Annotated in this window: 13 protein-coding genes; 5 read left to right on the forward strand and 8 right to left on the reverse strand. The window is 57.6% G+C overall.

Annotated features, from left to right (window positions below; all coding sequences use genetic code 11):
• Positions 1-67: 67 nt before the first annotated feature.
• The 4 genes from aspS to B723_RS30055 form a co-directional block, all read right to left on the reverse strand.
• Positions 68-1,843 (reverse strand): aspartate--tRNA ligase, encoded by a 1,776-nt coding sequence (gene aspS / locus B723_RS30040; RefSeq protein WP_017340473.1) that lies wholly within the window; start codon positions 1,841-1,843, stop codon positions 68-70.
• Between the two features lie 100 nt (positions 1,844-1,943).
• Positions 1,944-2,165, reverse strand: a complete 222-nt coding sequence (locus B723_RS30045) for an FmdB family zinc ribbon protein (protein ID WP_010457489.1) — start codon at positions 2,163-2,165, stop codon at positions 1,944-1,946.
• 137 nt (positions 2,166-2,302) lie between these two features.
• Positions 2,303-2,641, reverse strand: coding sequence for a ribbon-helix-helix domain-containing protein (locus tag B723_RS30050; RefSeq protein ID WP_017340474.1), 339 nt, complete (start codon positions 2,639-2,641; stop codon positions 2,303-2,305).
• 256 nt (positions 2,642-2,897) lie between these two features.
• Positions 2,898-3,368, reverse strand: a complete 471-nt coding sequence (locus B723_RS30055) for a Dps family protein (RefSeq protein ID WP_017340475.1) — start codon at positions 3,366-3,368, stop codon at positions 2,898-2,900.
• 308 nt (positions 3,369-3,676) lie between these two features.
• Between B723_RS30055 and B723_RS33960 the strand changes: the two genes are divergently transcribed.
• The gene (locus B723_RS33960; protein ID WP_017340476.1) at positions 3,677-4,279 is read left to right on the forward strand and encodes a cold-shock protein; all 603 of its coding nucleotides are present in this window, start codon (positions 3,677-3,679) and stop codon (positions 4,277-4,279) included.
• Between the two features lie 87 nt (positions 4,280-4,366).
• On the opposite strand, the gene B723_RS30065 is transcribed toward B723_RS33960, so the two are convergent.
• Positions 4,367-4,573, reverse strand: a complete 207-nt coding sequence (locus B723_RS30065) for a SlyX family protein (protein ID WP_008029236.1) — start codon at positions 4,571-4,573, stop codon at positions 4,367-4,369.
• Positions 4,574-4,576: 3 nt separating this feature from the next.
• Positions 4,577-5,002 carry an HIT domain-containing protein gene (locus B723_RS30070; protein WP_017340477.1) on the reverse strand — a complete coding sequence of 142 codons (426 nt, stop codon included), beginning with the start codon at positions 5,000-5,002 and terminating at the stop codon, positions 4,577-4,579.
• A gap of 902 nt (positions 5,003-5,904) precedes the next feature.
• Between B723_RS30070 and B723_RS30075 the strand changes: the two genes are divergently transcribed.
• On the forward strand, positions 5,905-7,176 hold the full coding sequence (locus B723_RS30075; RefSeq protein WP_017340478.1) for an OprD family porin: 1,272 nt from the start codon (positions 5,905-5,907) through the stop codon (positions 7,174-7,176).
• 153 nt (positions 7,177-7,329) lie between these two features.
• Here B723_RS30075 and B723_RS30080 read toward each other — a convergent pair whose 3' ends face one another.
• On the reverse strand, positions 7,330-8,172 hold the full coding sequence (locus B723_RS30080) for a mechanosensitive ion channel family protein (RefSeq protein WP_017340479.1): 843 nt from the start codon (positions 8,170-8,172) through the stop codon (positions 7,330-7,332).
• Positions 8,173-8,309: 137 nt separating this feature from the next.
• Positions 8,310-8,795: a YajQ family cyclic di-GMP-binding protein gene (locus B723_RS30085; RefSeq protein WP_007906601.1), complete on the reverse strand. Its 486-nt coding sequence runs from the start codon at positions 8,793-8,795 to the stop codon at positions 8,310-8,312.
• A 140-nt stretch (positions 8,796-8,935) separates the two neighbouring features.
• Here B723_RS30085 and B723_RS30090 point away from each other — a divergent pair, with 140 nt between their 5' ends.
• Genes B723_RS30090 through B723_RS30100 form a run of 3 tightly spaced genes read left to right on the forward strand, consistent with a single transcriptional unit; the run spans position 8,936 to position 12,520 of the window.
• Positions 8,936-9,853, forward strand: a complete 918-nt coding sequence (locus B723_RS30090) for a putative 2-dehydropantoate 2-reductase (RefSeq protein ID WP_017340480.1) — start codon at positions 8,936-8,938, stop codon at positions 9,851-9,853.
• Positions 9,854-9,899: 46 nt separating this feature from the next.
• Complete coding sequence (locus B723_RS30095) at positions 9,900-11,936, forward strand: sensor histidine kinase (RefSeq protein ID WP_017340481.1); 2,037 nt, start codon at positions 9,900-9,902, stop codon at positions 11,934-11,936.
• Between the two features lie 2 nt (positions 11,937-11,938).
• Positions 11,939-12,520 carry a cob(I)yrinic acid a,c-diamide adenosyltransferase gene (locus B723_RS30100; protein ID WP_017340482.1) on the forward strand — a complete coding sequence of 194 codons (582 nt, stop codon included), beginning with the start codon at positions 11,939-11,941 and terminating at the stop codon, positions 12,518-12,520.
• Positions 12,521-12,525 lie beyond the last annotated feature (5 nt).

Below are 12,525 nucleotides of genomic sequence, written 5' to 3' on the forward strand. Positions count from 1 at the left end.
CAGCAATACAAAAATCCTGACCTAAAGAAAAGGCGCATCCGGGAAGGATGCGCCTTTGCGGTCAGCCTTACTCAGCTTTTGGCGTTTCGCGCAGACGAATATGAAGCTCGCGCAGCGCCTTGGCATCCACCACGCCCGGTGCTTGCGTCATCACGTCCGCAGCACTCTGGGTTTTCGGGAAGGCAATCACTTCACGGATCGACTGGGCGCCGGTCATCAGCATCACCAGACGGTCCAGGCCGAACGCCAGGCCACCGTGTGGCGGCGCGCCGTATTTCAGGGCGTCGAGCAGGAAGCCGAATTTCTCTTCCTGTTCCGCTTCATTGATACCCAGCAGACGGAACACCGACTGTTGCATTTCCTTGCGATGGATACGGATCGAACCGCCACCCAGCTCAGTACCGTTGAGCACCATGTCGTAGGCACGGGACAAAGCGGTCGCCGGGCTGGCTTCCAGTTCTTCCGGGGTGCACTTCGGTGCGGTGAACGGGTGGTGCAAGGCGCTGAAGCTGCCGTCGTCGTTCTCTTCGAACATCGGGAAGTCAACGACCCACATTGGCGCCCACTTGCAGGTCAGCAGCTCCAGGTCGTGGCCGAGCTTGATCCGCAGCGCGCCCAGGGCCTCGCTGACGATCTTGGCTTTGTCGGCACCGAAGAACACGATGTCGCCATCAACCGCGCCAACGCGATCAAGGATCACATTGAGGTTGGCTTCAGGGATGTTCTTGACGATCGGCGATTGCAGACCCTCGACACCCTTGGCGCGCTCGTTGACCTTGATGTACGCCAGGCCCTTGGCACCGTAGATGCCGACGAACTTGGTGTAGTCGTCGATCTGCTTGCGCGGCATGCTCGCCGCGCCTGGAACGCGCAAGGCGGCAACACGGCATTTCGGATCGTTGGCAGGACCGCTGAAGACTTTGAAGTCGACTTCTTTCAGCTGGTCGGCAACGTCCACCAGCTCCAGCGGGTTACGCAGGTCCGGCTTGTCGGAACCGTAACGACGCATGGCTTCTTCGAAGGTCATGTGCGGGAATTCGCCGAATTCCAGATCCAGCACTTCCTTGAACAGGGTGCGGATCATGCCTTCGGTGAGGCCCATGATGTCTTTTTCATCGAGGAAGCTGGTTTCGATGTCGATCTGGGTGAATTCAGGCTGACGGTCGGCACGCAGGTCTTCGTCGCGGAAGCATTTGGCGATCTGGTAGTAACGGTCGAAGCCGGCGACCATCAGCAATTGCTTGAACAGCTGAGGCGATTGCGGCAGGGCGAAGAACGAACCGGCGTGAGTACGGCTTGGCACCAGGTAGTCACGTGCGCCCTCAGGCGTGGCACGGGTCAGGATCGGCGTCTCGACGTCGAGGAAGCCGTTCTCGTCCAGGTAACGGCGGATGCTGGTGGTCATGCGCGAACGCAGACGCAGTTTCTCGGCCATTTCCGGACGACGCAGATCAAGGAAACGATAACGCAGGCGGGTTTCTTCACCGACGTCGGAGAACTCGTTCAGTGGGAACGGCGGGGTTTCCGATTCGTTCAGCACTTCAAGTTCGTAACCCAGGACTTCGATCATGCCCGAGGCCATGTTGGCGTTCGTGGCACCGGCCGGACGCAGGCGCACCTTGCCGGTGATCTTCACGACGTACTCGCTGCGCACGCGATCGGCGGCGGCGAAGCTCTCGGCGCGGTCCGGGTCGAACACCACCTGGGCCAGACCGTCACGATCACGGATATCGAGGAAAATCACCCCACCGTGGTCACGGCGACGGTGAACCCATCCGCAAAGGGTAATTTCCTGGCCTTCCAGGCTTTCGTTCAGTTGGCCGCAATAATGGCTGCGCATCATGGTAGTGGTTTCACTTCTCGTAATTCGAAATTCGGTTGGAGGCCTTGCATTCAGGATGATGCAAGAGCTCGCACGTGTCGTTCAACTCAGGTTCCAGACCCTAGTCGGCTTTGTCGCCGCCGGCCAGATTCTTCTTGGAACCGGTCTTGAAATCGGTTTCGTACCAGCCGGTGCCACTGAGGCGGAAGCCCGGCATGGACAGCATCTTCTTTAGCTCTGGCGCCTGGCAGGCAGGGCAGTCGACCAGCGGTGCTGCGCTGATCTTTTGAATGGCTTCCAACTGATGACCACAGGAAGCACATTGATAGTCGTACATCGGCATGGGGGTTGTCTCGGCGATCAGATTGCTACCGCGCACGCTGGGTTTTGCGGCAAAGAGCGGGATTATATCCATTAAATGCAGCCTGTGCAGCCGTAAGACTGCACAGACCGACACTCGACGCATTGCGCTGCCACGGGTTACGCCATGACGACGCAATTCCCTTCCTTGAGGCTGTGCACCACGCAGACAACCCGCACCAGCCCGCTGAAGTTCTTTACCCCACCGTGGCGCAAATGCACTTCGCGATCCACGTGGGACAGCAGGGCACTGACCGAGCAGCAATTGATCCTGGCCATTTCCCCCAAAATATCCCAATACACCTGCTCCAGTCGCAAGCAGGTGGCAAAGCCATTCAAACGTATCGACCGGGATAATGGCCGAGCCAGGCCCATGTCGAATTCACTGATAAACGGATCGATCCTTACTTCCTTGAACGGCCCCACCCTTGCGTCGTTTAACCTGCTTTCATAAACCATCCGTTGACACTCCTTTGCCATCCCTGGTTTCGATAAGAGCCATGTTGCGGGTCTTATAAAAGCGCAGGCGCAAAGTTATATCCAGATGACTTTATGACCATCGACGTAGGATAAGCCAACAACTGAAGGCAGATCATGGAGACCGTCCTAGTCGGGACAAAGTCCTACACAATCGGGGGCAAGATCGCTCAACTAACTGCCCCCCAAGACAGGGCGCGCACAACACAGGAACAGCGTGATCCGCGCTCTGGCAGCGTTACTGGTCCAGCAATGAACGCAACATCCACGCGGTTTTCTCGTGAACCTGCATGCGCTGGGTCAGCAAGTCCGCCGTTGGCTCGTCACTGACTTTGTCGAGCAGGGGAAAGATCCCGCGCGCAGTCCGCGTGACAGCTTCCTGCCCTTCGACAAGTTGCTTGATCATGTCTTCCGCAGTGGGCACACCCTCCTCTTCCTTGATGGAAGACAGGCGCGCATAAATCGAATAGGCGCCCGGAGCAGGAAAGCCAAGCGCACGAATTCGTTCGGCAATCGAATCGACCGCCAGGGCCAACTCGTTATATTGCTCCTCGAACATCAGATGCAGAGTCCGAAACATGGGACCGGTGACGTTCCAGTGAAAGTTATGGGTTTTCAAATAAAGTACATAAGTGTCCGACAGCAGACGCGAGAGTCCTTCGACGATGGACTTGCGGTCCTCTTCACTGATACCGATATCGATTGCCATGTTTTTCCCCTAAAGGTGATGAATTTCATCCGACAGGTGCAGGACCACTCTAGCAAGCCTGCCGCGCAACCGCAGCCCGGATTGCCCTCCAGGCCTGCGACAAATCGCCCCCGATGCACCGCTGGACTCCCTGATTTGAGTAGCTGCAAGCTTTGCTGTTAAATAGGCAGTGTGTCGCAGGTGCCTATTTTTTCGGGCGCTGCGCATAGGCTGATACCGGGTGCGTGCCCAACGCCTCCTATAGTTCTGAAGCGAACCGCGCCCCATCAGCTCTTCCTTGCGATCCGTCTTAACGTGAGTTAATCAAAATGTTGAAAATCGTCCACCTGCTAATGGGCGCAGCAGCCCTGCTCCTGTCCTTCATCCCTAGCCTGCGTTCCGAGGCTGTTCCTTACCTGCAACAACCCGATGCGCTGTACCTGGCCTTTTTCGGCCTGCTCAACCTCACCCTCGCACCTGTCATCCCATACTGGAACAAAGGTCCGCGTCATCAACTGCAAAACCTGGTCAGTGCCCTGCTGGTTCTGACTGTTGTTCTGCAAACCCTGACGCTGCTCGCGCCGATGCCTGTCATCGCCGGTCAACCTGCCGTTCTGTTCAGCCTGGTGGCTGCCCTGATCGCCGTTCTTCTGCACCTGGCCATCAGCTTCTACAAATCCTCACCGGCCACCGCCTCGCCAAGCTATGACATGAGCAACCGCGATACCGGCACCGTCAAGTGGTTCAACACATCCAAGGGCTTCGGCTTCATTTCCCGTGATTCCGGCGATGATATTTTCGTGCATTTCCGGGCCATCCGTGGCGAAGGCCATCGCGTTCTGGTCGAAGGCCAGCGCGTGGAATTCTCCGTCATGAATCGTGACAAGGGCCTGCAAGCCGAAGACGTGATCGCCGCGCTGCCGCGACGCTGACTCAAGGCTAAAAAAAACCGCGAGCAGCCTGGCTGTTCGCGGTTTTTTATTGCCTTTTGTTCAAACGAAAAAGCCTTGAAACAAAAGCTAGTAATGCGGCGGTGGCGCTTCTTCTTCAAAAGTCTCGAACTGGCCAGCCATTTCCTCCTGCCGCTTAAGCAGGGCGGCCATTTGCAGTTGCAAGCGTTCCACGGCGCGCTGCTGCGTCGCCAGCACATCGCTCAATGCCTGGATGGTGTCATCCTGAAACGCCAGCTGGCTCTCCAGATCGGTAACGCGTTCTTCCAGGCTCATGATTCAACCCTCCAGAAACGTGAAGTCTTCAGTCAACACAAGACGCAGCCGCTCGCGAATGACCGCGATCTGCTCCGCCGTGTACGGTTTGGCCGGGTGTTTGCCCCACACCGGCGCGGGCCAGGCAGCATCCTCGCGCTTGCGCACAATCACATGCATGTGCAACTGACTGACAACGTTACCCAGGGCCGCAACATTCAACTTGTCCGCGTCGAACGAGTCCTTGAGCATTTCCGCCAGCGCGGTCGTTTCCTGCCACAGCTGCCGCTGATCGGCGACATCCAACTGAAATATCTCGCTGATATCGTCGCGACGCGGCACCAGGATGAACCACGGGTAGTTCGAATCATTGGACAACAGCAACCGGCTGAGCGGGAAATCCCCGATCTGTAACGTGTCTTGTTGAAGTCGTGGATCTAAAGCGAACACTGCGCGCACTCCCGGTAGCTCATCATTTTCAGCTTAGCGCCCATCCCGTGAGATGGCGCACCAAGCGACAAGAAGGCAGCATACCTGCGAACGTCGCTGGCTTCACGACGCACGACTGTCGAAGCACAGGCATCGACGCCGAGAGCGCTCCGACATGAGACATTTTTTGCGCGAGCGCACCATTACAGAACCGTCAGCCACGCAAAAAACACTCAAGTGACCAACAAACCAAGGCCTGTTCACGTTTCACAACAGGCAACACTGTATGAATTCAGGACGGCGATTAAAATTTTTTGCACCAAAACCGCACAGTGCGTCTACGCTCTGTGCGTCGGGCATCCGCCAAGTACTCACCGCGGGGTGAACCGGTAACGTTTTTGGTTGTCGCGCAGTCGGCCAGGGAGGTGCAACACCATGCAAACCATGGCGTCAAGCCCCATCAAAAAGTGCTTGTAACCCCCGGTTTTATGAGGTTTTTACGGTAACAGGCAGACGTTCAGAAAAAAAAACAGCGAATTGCTGATTTGTGCACGCTTGTTGCATTCACACTCACATCGCCTTCGAGGCGTCCGCTGGAAGTGGACGCCTCGAAGGCAATAAAAACAGTGGCAGGGTTGCCCGATGGAGATTCACACGTTTCACCAAGGACTCTTTTTACCGATGCTCAAGCCCCGGAAAACAGCGCTGAAGTTGTCATTCCTATTGCATTGGGGCTGTAAATTTGCGACATCTACCAAGCCGTTTGCGACAGGGTCGTAAAGAAGCTGAAAGGTTAGATGCGCAAGTATCGCCAACATGGTCGGCGTGATATAAGTTTGCGCCGACACAAAAAGAAAGAGCCGCCCAGATAATAAAACAGGTGGGACGGCAGTACTCTTCTAAAACCAAAGGAGCAAATCACGATGCGCGTGATGAAGTGGAGCATGATCGCACTGGCTGTTTCGGCCAGTACTTCGCAGTTCGCAATGGCGTCCTCTCAAGAGGAATCCAAGGGCTTTTTTGAAGATCAGAGCCTGAATGTACATAGCCGTATGCTGTACATGAACCGTGATTTCAAAAACAACCCTAGCACTTCGCAAAGTTATCGCGAAGAGACTGGCCTCGGCGTACGTACCACGTACGAGTCCGGCTTCACTCAGGGCACCGTAGGCTTCGGTGTGGATGCCTTGGTCAATAGCATGGTCAAACTGGATAGTGGCCGTGGCCGCACCGGCAATGGCATGTTCGGTCGTGATAGCGAAGGCCGCCCGGAAGACACCCAATCCAAGGCTGGCGGTGCAGTTAAGTTCCGTCTGTCCGACACTGTACTGAAATATGGCAACCAATACGTTGCCAGCCCGGTATTCTCCACTGACGACAGCCGTCTGCTGCCAGAAGTTGCTACCGGCACCGTCATCACCAGTAAAGAGATCAAAGGACTGGAGCTGACCGCAGGTCGTTTCACCGCCCTGAGTTCGCAGACTGGCATGGGCCGTGACAGCATCAACGGACCGCACAACCCTGGCCTGACCAGTGCCAACATTGCCGGCGCTACCTACCAGTTCACCGACAATTTTGTAGCCGGCTTGGCTGCTTCCGATGTAGACGACTACTTCAAGAAGCAATACATCAACGCCAACTACACCCTGCCGATCAACGAAGATCAGTCCCTGAACTTCGACTTCAACGGCTATCGCTCCAAGAGCCAGGGTCAAGAGCTGAGCGGTGATGTTGACAACCGCATCTGGTCCCTCTCCGCTGCCTATAGCATCGGCGCCCACAAGTTCACCGTGGCGCACCAACGTTCCAGTGGTGATACCGGCTACGTTTATGGCGTTGACGGCGGTGGTACTATCTTCCTCGCCAACTCCATTCAGTACTCTGACTTTAACGGTCAAGACGAGCGTTCGTGGCAGGCTCGCTACGACCTGAACATGAAAACCTATGGCGTTCCAGGCCTGAGCTTCATGACTCGTTACGTTCGGGGTGACAACATCACCACTGGCGCCGAAGAAGGTAAAGAACACGAGCTCGACTTCGAAACCAAGTATGTTATGCAAAGCGGCCCGGCCAAAGACTTGTCTTTCCGCGTACGTAGCGCGTTCTACCGTACAAACTCCTCTTACAACGCCATCAATGGCAACGACAACAACGACTTCCGCTTCATCGTCGAATACCCTCTGAGCATCTTGTAATCTCTCAGCGGTAGTTCGATAGCTTCAAATCTGCACTAACAAAAAACCGCTCACCTGATCCAGGTGAGCGGTTTTTTTTGTATCCGGGCTCCCTACAGGCCTACTTAGTTGCATAGCAACCTAACAAAAAGCCGACCAATCCGCCAAGAACCGTTATTGCGCCACTCCTTCGTGGAGCATACGGATAACCCGCTGCGGAAACGGAATATCAATACCGGCAGCCTTCAAACGATCACGCGATTGTTCGTTAAACATGAACATCACATCCCAGTAATCCGCCGTCTTCACCCACACTCGCAGGGAAACCGTAATCGAGCTGTCCCCCAAGGTCGAAATGACCGCCTGCGGAGCCGGTTCGGCCAGGATGCGCTCATCCTTGGCCAGATCCAGCAACACTTCGCGAGCCTTCTGCAAATCCGCCTCGTAATCAACGCCCACATCAAACACAACCTTGCGGGTCGGCTGGCGGTTAGTGTTGGTGATGATGCCATTCGACAGGTTGCCGTTAGGCACGATGATGGTTTTGTTATCGCCTGTACGCAGCACCGTGTGGAAGATCTGAATGCTGTCGACCGTACCGGCAACACCCTGAGCTTCGATCCAGTCACCAATACGGAACGGACGGAACAACAGAATCAGTACGCCACCCGCGAAATTCGCCAGGCTGCCCTGCAACGCCAGACCAATGGCCAGGCCCGCCGCACCGATCGCCGCGACGAAGGAGGTGGTTTCCACGCCGATCATCGAGGCTACGCTGACGATCAGCAAAACCTTGAGAATAATGTTCGCCAGACTGCTGATGAACCCTTGCAGCGCCAGGTCGGCGTTTCGCAGCGCGAGCAAACCGCCCAGTTTCTGCGTCACTTTATTGATCAGCCACCAGCCGATGGCCAGGGTGATGATCGCCAGCAGTACGCGGCTGCCGTATTCCATGATCATCGGAATCCAGGCTTGGGACGCCTTGACCAGGTTGTCCACTTCAGCATTCAAATCCATCTACGTTCTCCTGATTTCCGGCTACCCGGCACGCGAAAAATGAGCGGCAGAAAGACCGGCCCCTTGCGGACCCGATCGTTTCTGCCGTTACTTGGGCCTCGGACGCCGAAAACGCCGAGAGGTTCCCGCTTGAACAATCAGTCGCGGAAGTTGTTGAACTGCAGCGGCATGTCGAATGTCTTGGCTCGCAGAGCCGCGATGGCTTCCTGCAAATCGTCACGCTTCTTGCCGGTGATGCGCACCTGCTCGCCCTGAATGGCCGCTTGAACCTTGAGCTTGGCGTCCTTGACGTGAGCGACGATTTTCTTCGCCAGCTCTTTGTCGATGCCTTCCTTGAGGACGGCTTCCTGCTTCATCAGCTTGCCCGACGCGTAGGCATCCTTGACTTCAAGGCACTGCACGTCGATTTTGCGCTTGACCAGCGCCAGCTTGAGGATCTCAATCATCGCTTCGAGCTGGAAATCGGCTTCAGCGGTCAGGTTGACGGTCAGGTCCTTTTCCTTGAACTCGAAGGTGCCCTTGCCTTTCAGGTCATAACGACGATCGAGTTCCTTGACGGCGTTTTCGACCGCGTTGGTGACTTCGTGTTTGTCCAGTTCGGATACCACGTCGAACGACGGCATGTAATCTCTCCAATAAAGGGCGCGCTCGATCACGATGGAGCACGCCTGGCTTGCGGTTAAAATCCGCGCTGATTATAACGGGTCTTTCCCATCATTCACTGCGAGCCTCCGATGCACGCCTTAAACAGAGCAAAAAGCTGATGTCCACCACCTGGCATGTCCTGGGCGCCGGCAGCCTCGGCACCTTATGGGCCACGCGCCTGGCGCGGGCCGGGGTGCCGGTCAGGCTGATTGTGCGGGATGCGGCGCGTTTACAGGCTTATCAGGCAGCGGGCGGCCTGACGCTGGTGGAGCATGGCGAAGCAACCACCTGGGACATACCCGGCGAAACCGCCGACAGCGACGAGCCGATAAACCGCCTGCTGGTGGCCTGCAAGGCCTACGACGCCGAGCAGGCCGTGGCCCGACTGGCGCCGCGCCTGGCGCCCGACGCCGAATTGATTTTGCTCCAGAACGGCCTCGGCAGTCAGGACGCCGTTGCCGCACAGGTTCCGCAGGCACGCTGTATTTATGCTTCGAGCACCGAAGGCGCGTTTCGCGACGGTGACTGGCGTGTGGTGTTCGCGGGTCACGGCTACACCTGGCTGGGGGATGCCGGACATCCGGTGGCGCCGATCTGGCTGGATGATGTCAGCGCAGCAGGCATTCCCCACGAATGGAGCACCGACATTCTCACCCGGCTGTGGCGCAAACTCGCGCTTAACTGTGCGATCAATCCGCTGACCGTGCTGCACGATTGCCGTAACGGCGGCTTGCAAGACCACCACTGCGAAGTCGCCACCCTCTGCGGTGAATTGACCGAAGTGCTTGAACGCTGTGGCCAGCCGGCAGCGGCCGAGGACCTCCAGCAGGAAGTCGAGCGGGTAATTCACGCCACCGCGGCCAATTTCTCCTCGATGTACCAGGACGTCGCGAATCGGCGCCGAACCGAAATCAGCTACCTGCTGGGCTATGTCTGCAAAGTTGCCTCGCGACATCAGTTGAACCTTCCGCACCTCAACCAGTTGCAACAGCGGCTGATCACCCATCTGCACAGCCTTGGATTGCCCAGCGACTGAGCAGCGGCTACGCTGGCCACTTGTTCCTTTTCTGCGATAAAAACTGATGCCATTGCGCCAGCGCCTCGAAAACCTTCCGGTCGGCCAGAAACTACTGGCCGCCCTGCTGGTGCTGTTGACCACCGTTTTGCTGGTCGCCAACCTGACCTTCATCAGCGCCGCGTACTACATTTCCCAGGAAAGCATGGCGCCCCAGGCCTTGCAGACCATCGGCCGGCTGGTGTCCAACCCGAGCCTGGTGGCTGATGCGCTGCAATCGCCACAAAATGCCGAACGACTGCTGAATGAGCTCAACAGTTATTCACCGCTGCGCGCGGCAGCCCTGTATGACGGCAAAGGCGAAAGACTGGCGCAGTTGCAGCGCGGCGATCATTTGGGCCTGCCGGAGCGTTACCGCCACATCGAAGCCTGGCAGGCCACCGAATTTCGCAGCAATCAAGTGATCACCCTGCCCCGCCCCGGCACCGCGCCCGGCCACCTGCTGTTGGTCGCCAGCAGCGAACTGCCGATGGCCTTCTACACCGGGACCCTGACCGCCAGCCTCGGGATCCTGATCTTCAGTGTGCTGTTGTGGCTGGTGATCGCCCGGCAGATCAAACGCCTGATTACCCGGCCGATCCATCAACTCGAAGAACTGTCCCGGCAAGTGACCCGGGAAGAGAACTACGCCCTGCGCGCCTCCCGGGGCAATCACGACGAAATCGGCAGCCTGGCCGAGGCCTTCAACACCATGCTCTCGCGAATCGAAGCGCGGGAGCAGCAACTCAAACGCGCGCGTGACGATTCCCAGGCGGCCTACGACCAGGCCCAGGGGCTGGCCGAGGAAACCCGTCACACCAACCGCAAACTGGAACTCGAAGTCCAGGTGCGCAGCAAGATCGAGAAGAAACTTACCGGGTTCCAGAACTACCTCAACAGCATCATCGACTCCATGCCATCGGCGCTGATCGCCCTCGACGAGCAGCTCTACGTAACGCAATGGAATCAGGAGGCCAGCGCCCTCTCCGGCACGCGACTGGACGAGGCGCTGAACCAGCCGATCTTCCTCGCCTTCGAACCGCTCAAGCCGTTTCTGCCACAGCTCAAACAGACCGTCGAGCAACACACCGTGGCAAAGATCGAGCGCGTGACCTGGCTCAAGGATGACGAACCCAAGCATTACGCCCTGACCTTTTACCCGCTGATGGGCGGCGCGGGACGCGGTGTGGTGATCCGGATCGACGACATCACCCAGCGCCTGTCCCTGGAAGAAATGATGGTTCAGTCGGAAAAAATGCTCTCGGTCGGCGGCCTCGCCGCCGGCATGGCCCACGAGATCAACAACCCGCTGGGTGCGATCCTGCATAACGTGCAGAACATTCGCCGACGCCTGTCCCCCGATCTACCGAAAAACCTCGAGCAAGCCGAGCAAATCGGCATCGAGCTGGACACCGTTAACGAGTACCTGAAAGCACGGGAAGTGCCGCAGTTACTCGACGGTATTCAGCAGGCCGGCGCCCGGGCGGCGAAGATCGTGACCCACATGCTCAGTTTCAGCCGTCGCAGCACCCGGCAAATGGCTCCGTGCGATCTGCCGGCACTGATCGATCAGGCCGTGGAAATTGCTGGCAACGATTTCGATCTGGCGATCGGCTTCGACTTCAAGGGCCAGGCGATCATTCGCCAGTTCGATCCGGCGCTGGGCCCGGTGCCCGGCACCGCCAACGAACTCGAACAAGTGCTGCTCAACCTGCTGAAAAACGCCGCGCAAGCCATTCACCAACGTGAAGATGACCGTGAGCCCGGGCGGATCATCCTGCGTACCAAGCTGAATCCGCCGTGGGCGGAAATCCAGGTCGAAGACAACGGCATCGGCATGAGCGAGAGCGTGCGCAAACGCACCTTCGAGCCGTTTTTCACCACCAAGGAAATCGGTCAGGGCACCGGGCTTGGGCTGTCGGTCTCGTATTTCATCATCACCAACAACCACAAGGGGCAGATGGAAGTGCAATCGACACCAGGCCAGGGCACGTGTTTCACCTTGCGCCTGCCGTTGGCGAGCACCCCGCTCGTCTCTCAAGAATTCAATCAGCTATCGAGGTAACCATGGGCTTTCGCTTGTCGAAGATTTACACCCGCACTGGCGACAAAGGCGAAACCGGATTGGGCGACGGCCGCCGCGTGACCAAGGACCATCCCCGGATCGAGGCCATTGGTGAAGTCGATACGCTGAACAGTCAGGTAGGCGTGCTGTTGGCCGGGCTGGAAGCGCAACGTGGCCAGTTTCCAGGATTGAACGAAGTGATCGAGGTGTTGGCGCCTTGTCAGCATCGGCTGTTCGATCTCGGTGGAGAGCTGGCGATGCCGGTGTATCAGGCACTGAACGCGGCAGAAATTGAACGCCTGGAAGCGGCGATCGATGTGTGGAATGAAGAGCTGGGACCGCTGGAGAATTTCATTCTGCCGGGCGGTTCGGCGCTGATTGCCCAGGCCCATGTGTGCCGGAGCCTGGCGCGGAGTGCCGAGCGCAGGTGTCAGCATTTGAACGCGATTGAACCGTTGGCCGGGGTCGGGTTGGCATACATCAATCGACTGTCGGACTTGTTGTTTGTGGCGGCGCGGTTGATTGCCAAGCGCCAGGGGATTGCAGAGATTCTTTGGCAGGCGGCGGCGAAACCTCAGGTTTGACCGGC

It is taken from the genome of Pseudomonas fluorescens NCIMB 11764, assembly GCF_000293885.2.
Classification (GTDB): Bacteria; Pseudomonadota; Gammaproteobacteria; order Pseudomonadales; family Pseudomonadaceae; genus Aquipseudomonas; species Aquipseudomonas fluorescens_B.

Bases quoted from the DNA above. Each gene is read 5' to 3' on its own strand.
- aspS (WP_017340473.1), bottom strand. From the start codon at position 1,843: ATGATGCGCAGCCATTATTGCGGCCAACTGAACGAAAGCCTGGAAGGC.
- B723_RS30045 (WP_010457489.1), bottom strand. From the start codon at position 2,165: ATGCCGATGTACGACTATCAATGTGCTTCCTGTGGTCATCAGTTGGAA.
- B723_RS30050 (WP_017340474.1), bottom strand. From the start codon at position 2,641: ATGGTTTATGAAAGCAGGTTAAACGACGCAAGGGTGGGGCCGTTCAAG.
- B723_RS30055 (WP_017340475.1), bottom strand. From the start codon at position 3,368: ATGGCAATCGATATCGGTATCAGTGAAGAGGACCGCAAGTCCATCGTC.
- B723_RS33960 (WP_017340476.1), top strand. From the start codon at position 3,677: ATGTTGAAAATCGTCCACCTGCTAATGGGCGCAGCAGCCCTGCTCCTG.
- B723_RS30065 (WP_008029236.1), bottom strand. From the start codon at position 4,573: ATGAGCCTGGAAGAACGCGTTACCGATCTGGAGAGCCAGCTGGCGTTT.
- B723_RS30075 (WP_017340478.1), top strand. From the start codon at position 5,905: ATGCGCGTGATGAAGTGGAGCATGATCGCACTGGCTGTTTCGGCCAGT.
- B723_RS30080 (WP_017340479.1), bottom strand. From the start codon at position 8,172: ATGGATTTGAATGCTGAAGTGGACAACCTGGTCAAGGCGTCCCAAGCC.
- B723_RS30085 (WP_007906601.1), bottom strand. From the start codon at position 8,795: ATGCCGTCGTTCGACGTGGTATCCGAACTGGACAAACACGAAGTCACC.
- B723_RS30090 (WP_017340480.1), top strand. From the start codon at position 8,936: ATGTCCACCACCTGGCATGTCCTGGGCGCCGGCAGCCTCGGCACCTTA.
- B723_RS30095 (WP_017340481.1), top strand. From the start codon at position 9,900: ATGCCATTGCGCCAGCGCCTCGAAAACCTTCCGGTCGGCCAGAAACTA.
- B723_RS30100 (WP_017340482.1), top strand. From the start codon at position 11,939: ATGGGCTTTCGCTTGTCGAAGATTTACACCCGCACTGGCGACAAAGGC.